Raw genomic sequence first — 15,662 nt, 5'->3', positions numbered from 1 at the left:
ACTGGTTCACCGGCGGGCCCGCACTGGGCAGACTGGGGCAATGCCCCCCGCCGACCCGCCCGCTCCGACTGCCCACCACCGTCGTATCCAAGGCCTCGTCGCGGTGGTCGCCGCGCTCGCCGTGGCGGTCTCGGTCGGCGCCTGGTCGCTGCGGGAACGGTTTGTTGGCGACGGCGGTGCACCCGAGCAGGGTGACGTGGCCGCGGCGGGCGGCACCCCCATCTGCGCCGGCCGGCCCGCCCGGGCGCCCCGGGAGCTGCGCGGCATGTGGATCACGACGGTGAACAACATCGACTGGCCGAGCCGGCGCGGCCTGCCGGCCGAGATGGTGCGGGCGGAGTTCCGGGGCTGGCTGGACCTGGCCGTGCGGCGCAACCACAACGCGGTCTTCGTGCACGTGCGGCCGAGCGGGGACGCTCTCTGGCCGTCCAGGTACGCGCCGTGGTCGGAGTGGCTGACCGGGCACCGCGACGGCCGCGACCCGGGCTGGGACCCGATGGAGTTCATGGTCGCCGAGGCGCACGCCCGCAACCTGGAGTTCCACGCCTGGTTCAACCCGTACCGGGGCGGGCAGCCGGCCGCGGCGGGCGGGCCTGGCCCGAGGCTGGACCAGCTTGCGCCGACACACCCGCTGCGGCGGCACCGCGACTGGGTGGTGACCTATCCCAGCGCCGACCGACCCGGCAGCCGCCTCTACTTCAACCCCGGCGTCCCGGAGGCGCGCAAGTTCGTCGAGGACTCGATGCTGGAGGCGGTCCAGCGGTACGACGTCGACGGGGTGCACTTCGACGACTTCTTCTACCCGTACCCGGAGGCCGGGCAGGACTTTCCGGACGGCGCGGCGTTCGCCCGGTACGGCCGGCGGTTCGCGGACAAGCATGCCTGGCGCCGGGACAACGTGAACACGCTGGTCCGCGAGATGAGCGAGCGGATCAAGGCGATCAAGCCGTGGGTGAAGTTCGGCATCAGCCCGTTCGGCATCTGGCGCAACAAGCGCACCGACCCGGCCGGCTCAGCGACCGCGGGTTTGCAGAGCTACGACGACATCTACGCCGACACGCGGCTCTGGGTACGGGAGCAATGGCTGGACTACGTGGTGCCGCAGCTCTACTGGCACATCGGGTTCGGCAAGGCCGACTACGCCAAGCTGCTGCCGTGGTGGGCGGCGACGGTGAGGGGCACCCGGGTGCAGCTCTACATCGGCCAGGCCGACTATCGGGTGGGCGAGCGCGGCGCCTGGCTCGACCCGACCGAGCTGGACCGCCAGCTCGCCCTCAACCGGCGGTACGAGGTGAGCGGGAGCGTGCATTTCAGCGCCAGGCAGGTGCGCGCCGACAAGCTCGGGGCGGTCAGCCGGTACAGCGGGGCGCACTACGGCGGCCCGGCGCTGGTGCCCGCGATGGCGCAGCTACCGGCGGCGCCGCCGGCCGCACCGGCGGTCACCGGCGCGCGGCGTGAGGGCGCTGGCGGGGTGGTGCTGACCTGGCGCGGGGATGGGGCCGCGAGCTTCGCCGTCTACCGCGTGGACGGCGACGGGGCCCGGCTCGTCGGCACCGCCCGGGGTACCGGCTGGGTCGACCGCGGCGCCCCGGCCGACCGCCCGCTCTCATATTGCGTGTCCGGACTGGATCGCAGCGGGAACGAGGGCGGACTCAGCGCGCCGATGTCCGTCGCCGCGCAGTAAGACCACTGCGGTGAAGGGTGCCCCGCGCGGGGCACCGGTCGAGGTCGCGTCCCGGCCTCGCCCCTCAGGCCAGGTCGAGCTGCACCGTGGCGATCTCCCAGGCGCGCAACGGCAGGCGGACCAGACCGTCGGCGTCGACGGTCAGCCGGTCGCCCGGCCGGCCCATCAGGTCGGCCCGCCACGCCCCCCGGACACCCCGCCCGGCCCCGATGACCGCGCTGGTGCCGGTCGGGGCCTCGGCCACCACCCGCACCTCGACCCGGCCGTGCCGGTCCCGGACGCTGGTGAGCGCCACCCCCGGGCCGGCCACGGTCAGCCCGGTGGCCGGTCCCGGCAGCGCGACGGACGGCTGCCCCGTACCGGGGAAGGTCAGCAGCTCGTGCCGATAAGCCTCGGCCGCCTCGGCCACCCCCGCCGCGTGCCACTCGGCCCGGAACGGCAGCACCGCCAGTTCGACGGTCCGCTCGCCGCGGCACTGGGCCAACGGGGTGGGCAGCTGCGGGCCGGCCGGCTCGTCGCGCAGGGCGTGCCGGTTGCGCGACAGCATCCCGATCGATCGCAGCACCGTCACGGCCAGTTCGCGCCCGGAGTCGGTCAGCTCGTACTCGGTGGGCTGGGTCAGCAGCACCGCCAGCGAGCCGTCCGGCCCGCCGGCGGCCACGAACCCGGACGCCGGGAACGTCGGCAGCGGCACCTCACCGCCGCCGCCCTCCGCCGTCAGCCCGCGCTCCGCCACCGCGAACTGGCCCTCGGCGTACGACGAGCGGGCCGGGGACGGCAACGGCAGGTGCAGCCGGACCCGGTGGTCGTCGCAGCGGTTGTCGAACTCGATGCGGAGCCGGGCGAACCGCTCGCCGGAGCGCAGCTCGACCCGGGTGGTGACCACGACGGGCTCCCGGCCCACCGCGCGGGAGCCGGCGTCGACGTCGGCCGCCACCGGCCAGCGGTACTCGCGTACCACGTCGAGGACGGCCACCAGCGGGCCCGCGTGGCGCAGCACCGTCCGTACCGCGCGGGGCTTGTCGACCAGCTCGTCGGCGGCCGGCGGAGCGTAGTTGTAGCTGTCGCCCACGTCGCCGCCGTCGACGATCCGGCCCACCCCGTCCACCGCGACGCCGTCCGGGGTGGCAAGCCGCAGCGTGCCGTCCTCGGCGACATCGACGCGCAGCAGTCCGTTGTCCAGGCTCCGGCCGGCGACGGTGACCGGTCCGGGGACCGCGGCCTCGCCGGCCGGCAGCGCCACCGGCCGCACCGCGGTGTGGCCGAGCGCGGGGACGTCGACCAGCGCGGCGACGGTCAGCCGGGGTGCGGCGACGATGCGGACCCGCCACCGGTCCGGATGCCCGGCGCCGGCCAGCGCCAGCCGGACGTCCTCCACGTCGAAGGCGGGGTCGCCGTGCCTGGCCACCTCGAAGGTGAGGGTGGCGTCCGCCGGCGACACCGACCACCGGGTGATCTCCTGGCCGTAGAGCTCCCGGCCGTGCACCCGGGTGAGCACCGCGGGCAGGTCGGCGGCCGGCACCAGGTCGTCGGCGAGCAGCGTCCGGGCCCGGTCGAGGACCTGAGCGGCCACCGTCGCGCCGTCCGCGCCGGCCAGCCCCACCGCGGTGTCGTCCGGCGCCTCGACGTCCAGCCGCACCAGCGCGGTCCGGACCGTCGGGCTGGGGTTGAACAGCAGGTACCCGTCGCGCGGCACGGCGGCGGCCAGCCTGGCGCCGACCAGGTCGCAGACCGCCCGGCCGAGCTGGTCGGCCTCGGCCAGGCGGGCGGCCACCTGCTCGGCGGTCTCGTCGCAGCCGCACCCGGTCACCGAGTCGTGGCAGCTGGCGTCGATCAGCCGGGTCCACGCCATGTCCAGGAAGCGCTGGACGGACGGGTCGTGCCAGAGCGCGGCGAGCGGTTCGGCGTACCGCTCGACCCGGCGCTCGGCGCGGCCCATCGCCTGCTTCAGGTGCGCGCGTACGGAGATCACGCCAGGCAGGATGTTGGCCCGGGCGTGCGAGCGCAGCTCGCCGCGCACGGTGGGCAGCCCGTCCACGGTGGCCGGCTGGGTGGCGAAGTACTCGGCGAGCGTGCCGAGCCGAAGCCGGGTGCCGTCGAGGTCGGCGGCGGCGAGCAGGTCGGGGGCGTCCGGGGCCGGCGCGGCGTGGTCGGTGCCGTACATGGCGAGGATCGGAGTGGCGGCGCCCTCGGGGCGCCAGCCGCCGAGCCGGGCAGCCAGGTCGGCGGCCCGGCGGGTGACCAGCGCCGCGTCGTCCAGCAGGCCGGCCGCGTTGCCGTACCCGCCGGGCAGGTACTCGGTGCGCACGCTGGTGCCGTCCGGCGCCTGCCAGGCGAACGCGTGGGTCCGGACCCGGTCGGGGACGCCGCGGAACACGCAGGCGTGGGCCAGCCCGGCCCCGGCCAGGATCTGCGGCATCTGGGCGATGTGGCCGAACATGTCGGGCAGGTAGCCCACCGGCATGGCGCCGCCCAGATCGGCGCTGCGGGTCAGCCCGCGCTCCAGGTTGCGGACGATGTTCTCCCCGGAGCAGAGGAACTCGTCGAGCAGGATCTGCCACGGCCCCACCGCCAGCCGTCCGGCGCGTACCAGGGCGATCACCTGCTCGCGCCGCTCCGGGCGGACCTCCAGGTAGTCGTCCACCGCGGCGAGTTGGCCGTCGAGGGTGAACCGCTGCCGCTCGTCGCGTTCCATCCGCTCGAACACGTCGTCCAGCAGCGCCACCAGCCGCAGCCGGAACCGCTGGAACGGCTCGTACCACTCCCGGTCCCAGTGGGTGTGCGGCACGACGATGATCTCGGTCGGTCGCGTCATCAGCCTGCCGCCTCTCCACCGATCGCCGACCCGGTCAGCTGACCGTAGCGGCGTACCACCTGTTGGCTGGTCCGTACGTCGGTCGCACCCTCGGCGATCCCGGTCAGCGGTGGCGAGCCCGCGGTGACCATCGCGTGGAAGGCGACCAGCTCCTGCTCGAACGCCTCGGTCACCGACCGGAACGCCGCCCGCCGCTCACCGCCGCCGTGGGCCTCCACCAGGGTCAGCGTGGTGGGCGCGTTGAGCAGGTACGGCGACGGGAAGACCAGTTCCAGGGAGCCGCGGGCATGGTGCAGGGTCACCGTCTCCCGGTAGGCCGGGTAGTCCGGCAGGTTGAGCCAGCGGATGCCGTAGCGGGCCCCGCCCGGCAGCCGCCCGCTGATCTCCACCGACGGCTCCACTGGCCCGCCCGGCATCACCGGCCAGGTCGCGACGTGCTCCACGGTGGCCGGGGCGCCGGTGAAGAGCCGCAGCAGGGACAGGTCGTGGGAGATGCTGTTGATCAGGATCTGGTAGAGGGTGCGCGCGCCGGGGTCGCCGCCGACCGCGGCGTCGAGCAGCGCGGCGTCGGCCGCGCGTAGCCGGGCCGCCTCCGCGGGCGGTACGTCGGCGGGGGGCGGCGGCAGGTTGGCGAACGCGAGCTGCCGGTCGCCGCCGGCGTGCAGCACGCTCACCTCCACCGCGTGGACCCGCTCGGCTCCGCCCCACTCGTCGAGCAGACGGGCGGCCTCGGCCACCGCCGGGTCGTACTGCTTCATGTAGCCGACCATCAGCGAAGGGGTACCGCCGCTCAGCTCGGTCAGGCGGGCCGCCTCGGCGAGGGTGTAGGCCAGCGGCTTCTCGCAGAGCACCGGCAGGCCCGCGCGCAGGGCCAGCGCGGCCAGCTCACCATGCGAGCCGGAGGTCGCCAGCAGCGCCGCGTCGTACCCGCCGTCGGCCAGCATCGCGGTGGCGTCGGTGTACCGGCGACCCGGCTCGACGCCGTACCGGCCGCCCAGCTCGGCCACCCGGGTGGGGGAGAGGTCGCCGAGCGCGACGATCTCGAACAGGTCCCCGCGGCGTTGCAGCAGCGGCAGGTGCACCGTACGGGCGATGATGCCGAGCCCGGCGACCGCGATCCGGATCCGCTTGCCCGGTTCGGTCATCGCAGCGCCTCCTCCAGCCAGCGCCGGTTGGCGCGCTGGTCGGCCAGCGTCCGGTCGAGGTCTCGCCCGTGCGCCGGCGCGTCCTGTTCGATCACCAGCCAGCCGGTGTAGCCGATGGCGTCGAGGCCGGCGAGCACCCCGGCGAAGTCGACGTCACCGGCGCCCAGGGCGCAGAAGCCCCCGGCGGCGACCACGTCGGAGAGGCCAGCGCCGGCCGCCCGGACCCGCTCGTGGACGGCCAGGTCGGCGTCCTTCAGGTGCACCTGCCCGATCCGGCCGGCCCACCGGCGTACCGCCGCGACCGGGTCGCCGCCGGCCAGCAGCAGGTGTCCGGTGTCCAGGCAGACCGCGATGTCGGTGAGTTCGAGCAGCCGGTCGGCCTCGGCCTCGGTCTCCACGTCGGTGCCGAGGTGGTAGTGGAACACCGGTTCCAAGCCCCGGTCCCGGCAGCGGCCGGCGGCCCGCTGCACCCGGGCGGCGAACTCCGGCCAGGCGCTGGCCGGCAGCGCCGCGCTCAGCTCGGTCGGGGTACCGGGCCGAGCCATGCGGGCGGGGTTGCCGGGGCAGGCCAGCGTGGGTCGGGGGGCGAACCGGCGGTCGTCGGCCGGTACGGCGGTGAACGCGTCGAGCGCCGCGTCGAGCTGGGCCAGGTCTTCGGTGAAGCCGTCCGGGTCGGCGTAGCGCAGGTCGACCCAGCCGCCGGCGAGCCGGATGCCGGCCGCTGCGAGCCGGCCGGCCAGCACCTCGCCGGTGCCGAGGTAGCCGATGGGCCCCGAGTCCACCCCGTCGTACCCGTCGCTGGACAGGGCCGCCAGCAGCTCGTCCGGGTCGAGGAGTGCGTCGTCCGGCTGGTAGACGCCGTGGTTGACGGGTGCGCCGGCCACCCGGGTGCGTCCGGTCAGCTGCACAGTGCGATCACCTCCATGCGGTGGGATTCCAGGACGTGCAGGCCGTCGCCGGCCGGGAGCCGGCACTGGTCGCCGTGGACGACGCGGTGGCTGCCGTCGGGGTAGCCGAGCAGCGCGCCGTCCGCGTCGAGCGCGAGTAGTTCGTCGCCGAGGCGGAGCAGCAGCGGCGCGTCGGGGTTGGCGGAGATGGCGGTACGACCGGCCCGCAGCGCCTCGAGCACGGCGGCCTCGGGTTCGCGGTCGGCGTCGACCAGCAGCCAGGTGGTGGGGGAGCCGGGCGGTGCGTCGTCGCCGGGGCGGTGGAAGTCGCTGCCGCCGACCGGTACCACGTCCGGGCGCCAGGCTCGCGCCCACGCCAGCGGGGCGCCCCAGGTGCGGTCCCACCAGCCGGAGTGCCACACCTCCGCCAGCCGGGTACGGGTGGTCAGCGGCTGCCGCCACGCGCAGTCACCGCCGAGGGGGTGGTTGACCGACATCAGCCCGCCGGCCCGCTCCGCGGTGGCCAGCCATACGTCGGGCGGCTGCCGGAAGTCGACCCAGCCGACCGGGCCGAACACGTTGGCGTGCCCCCGGTCGGTGGTCACCTCCTGCCCGGGCAGCAGGGTGAGGCCGTACCGGGCCGAGGCGTCGGGCAGCCACGGGTGGTGGCTGACCGTGTTGTGGTCGGTGACGGCGAGGAAGTCGAGGCCCCGGGCGGCGGCGAGGGCGGCCAGTTCGTCGATGGTGGCCGCGCCGTCGCTGTGCACGGTGTGCGCGTGCAGGTCCCCGGCGAGCCAGCGCCGGCCGTCCACCTCGGGCAGCGTGCGGCGGGGCGGGCGGTCCGGGCGGGGCGGTGCCGCCGGCGGCGCCGGGGCGTCCGGCCTGGTGGTGCTGGTGGTGGCGGTGACCTCGTAGTCCAGCCCGTCCGGCGGGATCCGGTGCAGCCGGAGCAGGACCTGCCATTCGCCGGGCTCCAGCTCGCCGGGCAGGTAGCCGGGGGTGGCCCAGCCGGCGGCCACGGTGTAGCCGTCGCGGGCACCGCCCGACCAGCCTCGGAAGCCGGCGGGCCCGACGCAGCCGAGGTCCAGCACCCCGGCCTGCCGGGGATAGTCCAGTCGTACGGTAAGGGCGGCGGTGCCGGGGGGCACGGTGACCGACAGGGACCGCAGCACGCTCTCGGCGCGGTCCCGCAGCGTCCACCTGCCCCGGTGCGCCGCCATGGTCACCGCTCCGCGACGGCGCCGGTCCGCGCGGCGGGTACGGCCGGCGCCGCAGCGGTGCTCACCAGTTCCCCGTCCCGGTAGAGCAGCGACCGGCCGGGCCGCGGCACCACCCACCCGGTGTCGCCGGGCTCGGGCTCGCGCCCCTCCGGCACGACGACCTGGAGGCTGGTCCCCAGGGCCCCGGCGACGTCACCGCCGCCGTCCGTCGCGCCGTCCCCGGTCGACTCGTCCCCGGTCGGCACGTCGAGGGAGACCAGCGAGAAGCTGCCCAGGTTCTCCACCACGACCACCTGCCCGCTCAGGGACCCCGGCACCGGCTCGGGGGAGTAGTCCAGGTACTCGGGACGTACCCCGTAGACGAGCTTCTCGCCGGAGGTCACCCGGTCCCGGGCGTCCTCCGGCACCGGCAGCCGCGTGCCGGCCACGGCCAGTTCGCCGTCGTGCACCTCGGCGTCGACCAGGTTCATCGGGGTGGAGCCGATGAACCCGGCGACGAAGGTGTTGGCCGGGCGGCGGAACACCTCGGTGGGGGTGCCGACCTGGCGGATCCGGCCGCCCTCCATGACGGCGATCCGGTCGGCGAGGGCGAGTGCCTCGGCCTGGTCGTGGGTGACGAAGACGGTGGTCACGCCCAGTTCGCGTTGCAACCGCTTGAGGAAGGTGCGCGCCTCCAGCCGCAGCCGGGCGTCGAGGTTGGACAGGGGCTCGTCGAGGAGGAAGACCTGCGGGTGGCAGGCCATCGCCCGGGCGAGCGCCACCCGCTGCTGCTGCCCGCCGGACAGCTGCCCCGGGCGGCGCTGCAGCAGCGCGCTGAGGCCCAGCTCGTCGGCGGTCTCGGCCGCCTTCGTGCCGCGGCTGCGCCGGTCCATCTTCTTGATCCGCAGCGGGTAGGCGATGTTGTCCTGCACGGTCATGTGCGGGAAGAGCGCGTAGTCCTGGAAGACCATCGCCACGTCCCGCTTCCCGGGCGGCAGGTTGGTGACCTCGCGGTCACCGATGCGCACGCTACCGCCGGAGGCCACCTCCAGCCCGGCGATGGTGCGCAGCAGGGTGGTCTTGCCGCAGCCGGACGGGCCGAGCAGCGCGAAGAACTCGCCGTCGGCGATCTCCAGGTCGAGGGCGTCCAGGGCCCGTACCCCGTTGGGGTAGACCTTGGTCAGCTCGCGCATGGTGATGGCGGACATCAGCGCTTGATCCCTCCGTGGAAGCGGAATCCGTACCGGCTGCTGACGAAGACGAACATCAGCGCCACCGGCAGCGAGTAGAGCAGCGAGAACGTGGAGAGCAACCGCAGGTCGGCCTGGCCACCCTCGGTGTAGAGCGTGTACATGATCACCGCGGCGGGAGCCTTCTCCGGGCCGCGCAGCAGCAGGAACGGCACCAGGAAGTTGCCCCACACGTTGGCGACCGCCCACACCCCGACGGTGGCCAGCCCGGGCCGGACCAGCGGCACCACGATGTGTCGCATGATCTGCAGCGGGCTGGCGCCGAAGACCCGCGCGGACTCCTCGTAGGACGTCGGGGTGCCGTCCATGAAGTCCTTGAGGATGAAGATCGCCGCGGGCAGCAGCCCGCCGCTGAGGATCAGGATGACGCCGAGCCGGGAGTCGATCAGGTTGAGCCGGAAGGCCAGCTCGAACAGCGGCACCATGGTGGCCGTGCCGGTCACGATCGAGGACAGCAGCAGCAGCCCGTAGAGCAGCGCGTCGCGGCCGGGCACCCGGACCCGGCTCAGCGCGTACGCGGCGAGCGCCGCGAACGTCACCACCAGCGCCGCGGTGCCGGCGGCCAGGTAGACCGAGTTGAGCAGTGAGCTGAGCGCGTACGGGTTGTCCAGCAGGGTGCGGAAGTTGTCGAGGGTGAACCTTGGCAGCGACGCGGTGATCGTCGGGGTGTCGTCGAACGGGGCGGTCGCCAGCCAGAGCAGCGGCAGCGCGAAGAAGCCGAGGACGGCGCAGAGGAAGACGTAGCGCCCGATCTGGGCGAGCAGGTGGCGTACGGCGATGGTGGTCCCCTCGTGCGCCGGGTCCGTCGGCGGCGCGGGCGCCGTGGTGGTCGCGCTGCTCACGCCGCCTCCTTCCGCCGGCCCAGCATGCGCAGGTAGACCAGCGCGATGACCAGGTTGATCAGCAGCATGATGAACGAGATCGCGGCGCCGAAGCCCAGCGCGCCGCCGGAGAGTGCCACCTTGTAGACGTAGACGGGCAGGATCTCCGAGCGTTGCTCGGGGCCGCCGGCGGTGATGAGGAACGGCGAGAAGTCGTTGAACGTCCAGAGGCTGATCAGCAGCAGGTTGGTCAGCACGTGTCCGCGGATGCGGGGGAAGACCACGTCGCGCAGCTGCTGCCAGGTGGACGCGCCGGCCAGCCGGGCGGTCTCCAGGTGCGAGCGGGGAACGTTCTCCAGCGCGGCGGCGTAGAGCATCATCGAGAACGCGGTGCCCCGCCAGGTGTTGAAGATGATGATCGACAGCATCGGGTGGTCGAGCAGCCAGGCCGTCCCGGGGATGCCGAGCAGCGCGTTGAGGGTGCCGCCGTCCCGGTCGAGCAGCGCGATCCAGAGGAAGGCGACCACCGAGCTGGGCAGGATCCAGGAGAGCAGGATGAACGCCTCGACCAACCGGCGCAGCGGGCCGCGCCGGTCGCGCAGCGCGAAGGCGATGGCGAACCCGAGCCCGGCCTGGCCGATCACCGCCGAGCCGAGGACGAACTGCAGGGTCAGCAGCAGCGACGTACGGAACCGCTCGTCGCCCAGCGCGGCGGTGTAGTTGTCCAGGCCGACGATCTCCGGGTTGGCGGCGGCCAACCCGGTCAGCCGGTAGTTGGTGATGCCCAGGTAGATCGTCCAGACGGCCGGCACCACGAGGAAGAGCAGGATGAGCACCATGCTCGGGACGAGGAAGCCGGCGGCGCGGGTCCGGCCGAGCCCGGCCGCGTCGGGGGCGGGGGAGGCGCCCGTGACCGGGCGCGCTCCCTCGACCGTCTCGTCAGGACGAGACGTTACCTGGGCCACCGACGATCCCTTCGACCTTCTTCTGGTACGTGGTGGCCGCCTCGTCGACGCTCTTGCCCGACGCGGCGGCGGCGGTCGCCTCCTGCAACGCCACCGACACCTGCGGGTACACCGCCAGCGGCGGCCGGTACGCGGTCACCGGCAGCACCTTCTCGGCGACGAAGGTCAGCATCGGCTCGCCGGCGAGGACCTCCTTGTTGACGTCCGTCCGCGCTGAGATCCGCGCTTCGCCGGCGAGTTCGGCCTTGACCCCCTCGGCCGAGTGCATGAACGCCAGCAGCTCGAACGCCTGCGACGGGTACTTGGAGTTCGGGTTCAGCACCCGCACCCCGCCACCGGACATGCTGACGAAGTCCTGCCCGCGGAGGCCGGCCCCCGGCTGCTTGGCGGGGATCATCGCGTACCCGACGCTGGTGTCCCGGTCGGCCATCTTCGCGATGCCGTCCTCCGGGTTGATGACGCTGCGCCAGAAATAGTCACCCTCGGCCAGGATGCCGATCTTGCCGGCCGCGAACTCCGCGAAGGACTTGTCGCGTCCCTTCGCCTCCTGCTGGAGCTTCGGGTCGCCCAGCCCACCACCGTAGACCTTCGTGTAGAAGTCCAGCACGTCCTTGACCGGCTGGTTGCCGCCCGCCCACTTGCCGTCGGCCCAGATCTCGCCGCCGGCGCCGACCAGCAGCGGCAGCGCGCCCTGCATCGAGGTCGCCTCGCCCATCGCCGTACCGGCGTTGATCTGGATCGGCGTCACCCCGGGCAGCGCCTTGAGCTTCGTGCCGGCGTCGAGGATCTCCTGCCAGCTCTTGGGCTGCCAGTCGGCCGGCAGGCCAGCCTGGGCGAAGAGCTTCTTGTTGTAGTAGAGGACCCGGCCGTCGGTGCCGAGCGGGATGCCGTACCGCTTGTCCTCGAAGCTGCCGAGGCCCTGCACGCTGTCCGGGATCTGCGACCAGCCCTCCCACTTGTCGGCCTGGTCGCCGGCGACCTCCGACAGTGGCTTGAGGTATCCGGCCTGGACGAACTCGCCCACCCAGATGCCGTCCACGGCGATGACGTCGGCGCCGCCCTTGGACCGCAGGTCGAGGGCCAGCTTGGTCTTGTACTGCTCGTCGTCGACGCCGCTGGGCGCGAACGTCACCTTGGCGGTGACGCCCTTGGCCTTCTGGGCCTCGATGAAGCGGGGGATGACCCACTTTTCGATCCACTCCGCCCCGGCGGAGTTCTTGCCGCCGACGATGGAGTTGGCGGCGATGGTGAGGGTGATGTTCTTGGCGTCCTTGCCGGCGGGCTCGGACGAGCCGCCGCACGCCGTGGCGGCGAGGGCGACGGCGGTGAATGCGGCGAACACGCCCACTGCGTGTCTCGGCTTGGCTGACATGGGCTGCTTCCCTTCGCAAGGAGGGACTTCGAAGAGACTCGCGGGTCGCCCGACGGCCGCACGTCCGCCGCCGGCGGTGCTTGCGGCCACAATGTCATGACAGCCTGACGACGTAAATACCTGTCACTGAAATGAGCCCGAAACATTCACCGTTACCGCTCGGCGACGGTCACCTCGAGCGAGTAACGGCTGGCCCGGTAGATGTGCGCGCCGTGTTCCACGTAGCGGCCCTGGTCGTCGTACGCGGTGCGGGTCATGGTGAGCAACGGCGCGCCACGCCGCTCGCCGAGCATCTGCGCCTCCGCCGCGGTCGCCGCCCGCGCGCCGATCCGCTGGTGGGCGCCGCGGAAGCGCATGCCGCCGGCGCGCAGGATTGCGTACAGGCCCTTGGCCTGCAACGCGTCCATGCTGAGTCGCACCAGGTCGGGCGGGAGCCAGTTTTCCATCACCGCGAGTGGCTCCCCGTCGGAGAACCGCCGCCGGCGCAGGTGCTGCACCTCGCTGCCGGCCGGTACGCCGAGCGCGGTGGCGACGTCGGCCGGGCAGGGCACGGTGGCCAGTTCGAGCACCGAGGTCGACGGCTGCTGGCCGGCGCGCAGCAGATCGTCGTGGAGGCTGGTCAGCTCCACCGCCCGCCGCACCTCGCCCCGCACCACCTGGGTGCCCACCCCGCGGCGGCGCACGATCAGTCCCTTGTCGACCAGGTGCTGGATCGCCTGTCGCACGGTCGGACGGGACAACCCGAGCCGGTCGGCGAGCTGCAACTCGCTGTCCAGCCGGTCGCCCGGCGCCAGGTCGCCGCGCTGAATCGCCGCGGCGAACTGCTCGGCGACCTGGAAGTAGAGCGGGACCGGGCTGCTCCGGTCGACCGCGATCTCGGGGCCGGCCACGGCACCTCCTCGCTGGGGACGCGCGGGATCTCGGGGCACGATGATGGGCGTCACTGTACCGAAGCGGTCACCGACCGCAGAGGACGGATGTCATGACGACACATTGACAGGACTCGCAGCGCGCCGTCACCAAGCAGGGACAGGGCTGGCCGGCACGGCGTCGCCGGCCGGGACGAAGGACGCCGCATGCTCGATGTGCTCACCATCGGCCGGGTCGGGGTGGACATCTATCCATTGCAGATCGGCACGCCACTTGCCGAGGTCGAGACGTTCGGCAAGTTCCTCGGCGTGCCGGTCGCCGCACCGGCCGCCTTTGTGCTCCACCCCGCCCTGCTCGCGCGCACCGGCAGTCACCGGCTGACAGTGGCCTTTCCACCGTCGCCGGACTGCCCGTAGTCGAGGTACCTCGTCATCGTCGTGTCCTCCCGCCGGCCGAAGATCACTCGCCCGGGCGGCTACCCGGCGGGTCCTCACGCCAGGGTGGCGCCGAGTCGTCGTCTTCTGACGGTACGAGGTTTATCTGTGCTGGTTTCGGTCAGTCGGTACCCGGTAGCGTCGTCAGGTCGGTCCGGGACGGTGGGGTGATCCGCTCGTGAGCCTCTTGCGCAGAAAGCCGGTCGAGCAGTCGATCCGCGACACGGAGCAGCCGGAGCACCGGCTCCGCAAGGATCTGTCCGGCCTTGATCTCACCGTGTTCGGCGTCGGGGTCATCATCGGTACGGGTATCTTCGTGTTGACCGGGGTGGCCGCGAATCAGACCGCCGGGCCGGCGGTCGCGCTGTCCTTCGTCGTGGCCGCTGTCGCCTGCGCTCTGGCCGCGCTGTGCTACGCGGAGTTCGCGTCCACCGTGCCGGTCGCGGGCAGCGCCTACACCTACTCGTACGCGACGCTCGGCGAGTTGATCGCGTGGATCATCGGTTGGGATCTCATCCTGGAGTTCGTCCTGGCCGGTGCCACGGTGGCGGTGGGCTGGTCGCAGTACTTCGCGGTGCTCCTGGAGACGCTCGGTATCACGCTGCCGCCCGCTGTCACCGGCGGCGAGGGCGGCGTGTTCAACCTGCCCGCCACGCTTATCGTGCTGATCCTCACCGCGGTCCTGGTCGCCGGTGTCAAGATCTCGTCACGGCTGAACGCCGTGGTGGTCACCATCAAGGTGGCGGTGGTGCTCTTCGTGATCGTCGCCGGGCTGTTCTTCGTCAAGGGCGGCAACTACACGCCGTTCGTCCCGCCGGCCGAGCCGGCATCGGGTGGCTCCGGCGCCGACGCGACCCTGCTGGAGGCCGTCTTCGGGCAGGCACCCGCCAACTTCGGGATCAGCGGCATCTTCGCTGCGGGCGCGTTGGTGTTCTTCGCGTTCATCGGCTTCGACATCGTGGCCACCGCGGCCGAGGAGACCCGGGTGCCGCAGCGCGACGTGCCGCGCGGGATCCTCGCTTCGCTGGCGATCTGCACCACGCTCTACGTCGCCGTCTCGCTGGTGGTGGTGGGCATGCAGAACTACACCGAGCTGGATACGGAGGCGCCTCTGGCTGCGGCGTTCCAGGCGGTCGGCCAGCCGTTCATCGCCAACCTGATCACCGTCGGCGCTCTCGCCGGGCTCACCACCGTGGTGATGATCCTTATGCTGGGGCAGAGCCGGGTCGCGTTTGCCATGAGCCGTGACGGATTGCTGCCGCGCTGGCTGAGCCGGGTGCATCCACGGTTCGGCACCCCGCACCGCATCACCATCATCGTGGGCCTGGTGGTCGCCGTGCTCGCCGGGTTCGTCTCGCTGGAGGAACTAGCCGAGCTGGTCAACATCGGCACGCTCTTCGCGTTCGTCCTCGTCGCGGTCGCGGTGATCCTGTTGCGCCGCACCCGGCCGGACCTGCCGCGCGGCTTCCGCGTTCCCTGGGGGCCGGTGATCCCGGCGCTCGCGGTGGTCGCCTGCGTCGTGCTGATGCTGTTCCTCACCGTTGAGACGTGGGTACGGTTCCTCGTCTGGATGGCGGTGGGGTTGGTCGTCTACTTCCTCTACGGCCGCCGCCACAGCCGGCTCGGCCACGGTGGGAAGGAAACCCAGCCGATGCCCGAACCGCCTCAGGACCTGGACACCGGGTTCGGCTCCGCGTCGCCCCCGCCGCACTAGACGGCTGGTGAGGCTCGCGGACGCGCTGCCACTGGTGCTGGTGCACCGGCTCGCCGACCGCCGGACCACCGTGCACCGGCGCTCCTCCTCCGGGAGGTCGTCTCGATCCTCGACCGGTCGCCATGCTCACTCCGCCCGACGAGGACGAGGGCTTCGGCTGGATCCTCACCGGCGACACCGAGCTCGCCGACGCCACCGGCCAGAACGAGCGGGATCTCTCCGTCACCCTGGCCCGCACCTTCGGCGTACGGGCGCTGGTCGACGACGGCAGCCTCACCCGACCGGTGGCTGTTCCTCAGCACGGACGGCAGCAGCGGGCGTGTCCTCACCAACGAGGACGCGGCGGCCGACGCGACCTCCGCATCGTGCACGCACTCGAGCCGATCAGCGGCGAACCGCAGCTCGCCGTGGTGCCGCCGCCGGACTGCGCCCGCGACTGGTGACCGGCACCTGCCGAACCGTCCGCACGACTAGCGCCCCCGCAGATCACGGTCGCTCGAGGTCGT

At 73.0% G+C, this 15,662-nt stretch carries 13 protein-coding genes; 4 read left to right on the top strand and 9 right to left on the bottom strand.

Annotated features, from left to right (window positions below):
- Positions 1-40 precede the first annotated feature (40 nt).
- Complete coding sequence (locus tag ACLQ2U_RS19615; RefSeq protein ID WP_425752141.1) at positions 41-1,684, top strand: family 10 glycosylhydrolase; 1,644 nt, start codon at positions 41-43, stop codon at positions 1,682-1,684.
- Positions 1,685-1,748: 64 nt separating this feature from the next.
- On the opposite strand, the gene ACLQ2U_RS19610 is transcribed toward ACLQ2U_RS19615, so the two are convergent.
- The 9 genes from ACLQ2U_RS19610 to ACLQ2U_RS19570 form a co-directional block, all read right to left on the bottom strand.
- Entirely contained in the window at positions 1,749-4,499 is a 2,751-nt protein-coding gene (locus tag ACLQ2U_RS19610) for a hypothetical protein (protein WP_425752140.1), read from the bottom strand.
- Complete coding sequence (locus tag ACLQ2U_RS19605) at positions 4,499-5,644, bottom strand: Gfo/Idh/MocA family protein (RefSeq protein ID WP_425752139.1); 1,146 nt, start codon at positions 5,642-5,644, stop codon at positions 4,499-4,501. Before ACLQ2U_RS19605 ends, ACLQ2U_RS19610 begins: the two co-directional genes overlap by 1 nt.
- Positions 5,641-6,552, bottom strand: a complete 912-nt coding sequence (locus tag ACLQ2U_RS19600) for a sugar phosphate isomerase/epimerase family protein (RefSeq protein ID WP_425752138.1) — start codon at positions 6,550-6,552, stop codon at positions 5,641-5,643. Before ACLQ2U_RS19600 ends, ACLQ2U_RS19605 begins: the two co-directional genes overlap by 4 nt.
- Positions 6,543-7,751, bottom strand: coding sequence for a CehA/McbA family metallohydrolase (locus tag ACLQ2U_RS19595; RefSeq protein WP_425752137.1), 1,209 nt, complete (start codon positions 7,749-7,751; stop codon positions 6,543-6,545). Before ACLQ2U_RS19595 ends, ACLQ2U_RS19600 begins: the two co-directional genes overlap by 10 nt.
- 2 nt (positions 7,752-7,753) lie before the next feature.
- A complete protein-coding gene (locus tag ACLQ2U_RS19590; RefSeq protein WP_425752136.1) occupies positions 7,754-8,938 on the bottom strand; it encodes an ABC transporter ATP-binding protein in 1,185 nt (394 codons plus the stop codon).
- Positions 8,938-9,822 carry a carbohydrate ABC transporter permease gene (locus tag ACLQ2U_RS19585; protein WP_425752135.1) on the bottom strand — a complete coding sequence of 295 codons (885 nt, stop codon included), beginning with the start codon at positions 9,820-9,822 and terminating at the stop codon, positions 8,938-8,940. The genes ACLQ2U_RS19590 and ACLQ2U_RS19585 overlap by 1 nt, the downstream gene beginning before the upstream one ends.
- The gene (locus tag ACLQ2U_RS19580; protein WP_425752134.1) at positions 9,819-10,766 is read right to left on the bottom strand and encodes a carbohydrate ABC transporter permease; all 948 of its coding nucleotides are present in this window, start codon (positions 10,764-10,766) and stop codon (positions 9,819-9,821) included. Before ACLQ2U_RS19580 ends, ACLQ2U_RS19585 begins: the two co-directional genes overlap by 4 nt.
- Complete coding sequence (locus ACLQ2U_RS19575) at positions 10,741-12,108, bottom strand: extracellular solute-binding protein (protein WP_425752133.1); 1,368 nt, start codon at positions 12,106-12,108, stop codon at positions 10,741-10,743. Before ACLQ2U_RS19575 ends, ACLQ2U_RS19580 begins: the two co-directional genes overlap by 26 nt.
- Before the next feature lie 182 nt (positions 12,109-12,290).
- A complete protein-coding gene (locus ACLQ2U_RS19570; protein WP_425752132.1) occupies positions 12,291-13,028 on the bottom strand; it encodes a GntR family transcriptional regulator in 738 nt (245 codons plus the stop codon).
- A gap of 186 nt (positions 13,029-13,214) precedes the next feature.
- On the opposite strand from ACLQ2U_RS19570, the gene ACLQ2U_RS19565 reads away from it, so the two are divergent.
- The 3 genes from ACLQ2U_RS19565 (at position 13,215) to ACLQ2U_RS19555 (ending at position 15,599) form a co-directional block, all read left to right on the top strand.
- Positions 13,215-13,424, top strand: a complete 210-nt coding sequence (locus ACLQ2U_RS19565) for a hypothetical protein (protein ID WP_425752131.1) — start codon at positions 13,215-13,217, stop codon at positions 13,422-13,424.
- A gap of 196 nt (positions 13,425-13,620) precedes the next feature.
- Positions 13,621-15,156 (top strand): amino acid permease, encoded by a 1,536-nt coding sequence (locus ACLQ2U_RS19560; RefSeq protein WP_425752130.1) that lies wholly within the window; start codon positions 13,621-13,623, stop codon positions 15,154-15,156.
- A gap of 122 nt (positions 15,157-15,278) precedes the next feature.
- Positions 15,279-15,599 (top strand): hypothetical protein, encoded by a 321-nt coding sequence (locus ACLQ2U_RS19555; protein ID WP_425752129.1) that lies wholly within the window; start codon positions 15,279-15,281, stop codon positions 15,597-15,599.
- Positions 15,600-15,662: the final 63 nt, after the last annotated feature.

Origin of the sequence: Micromonospora sp. DT47, from assembly GCF_049844475.1 — a bacterium.
Classification (GTDB): domain Bacteria; phylum Actinomycetota; class Actinomycetes; order Mycobacteriales; family Micromonosporaceae; genus Micromonospora.
The sequence above is the reverse complement of the archived record's forward strand: the minus strand, read 5'-3'. Positions and strand labels throughout refer to the sequence as shown.

Excerpts from the sequence above, each read along its gene's own strand:
- ACLQ2U_RS19555 (WP_425752129.1), top strand. The coding sequence starts at position 15,279 with ATGCTCACTCCGCCCGACGAGGACGAGGGCTTCGGCTGGATCCTCACC.
- ACLQ2U_RS19610 (WP_425752140.1), bottom strand. The coding sequence starts at position 4,499 with ATGACGCGACCGACCGAGATCATCGTCGTGCCGCACACCCACTGGGAC.
- ACLQ2U_RS19595 (WP_425752137.1), bottom strand. The coding sequence starts at position 7,751 with ATGGCGGCGCACCGGGGCAGGTGGACGCTGCGGGACCGCGCCGAGAGC.
- ACLQ2U_RS19615 (WP_425752141.1), top strand. The coding sequence starts at position 41 with ATGCCCCCCGCCGACCCGCCCGCTCCGACTGCCCACCACCGTCGTATC.
- ACLQ2U_RS19590 (WP_425752136.1), bottom strand. The coding sequence starts at position 8,938 with ATGTCCGCCATCACCATGCGCGAGCTGACCAAGGTCTACCCCAACGGG.
- ACLQ2U_RS19565 (WP_425752131.1), top strand. The coding sequence starts at position 13,215 with ATGCTCGATGTGCTCACCATCGGCCGGGTCGGGGTGGACATCTATCCA.
- ACLQ2U_RS19605 (WP_425752139.1), bottom strand. The coding sequence starts at position 5,644 with ATGACCGAACCGGGCAAGCGGATCCGGATCGCGGTCGCCGGGCTCGGC.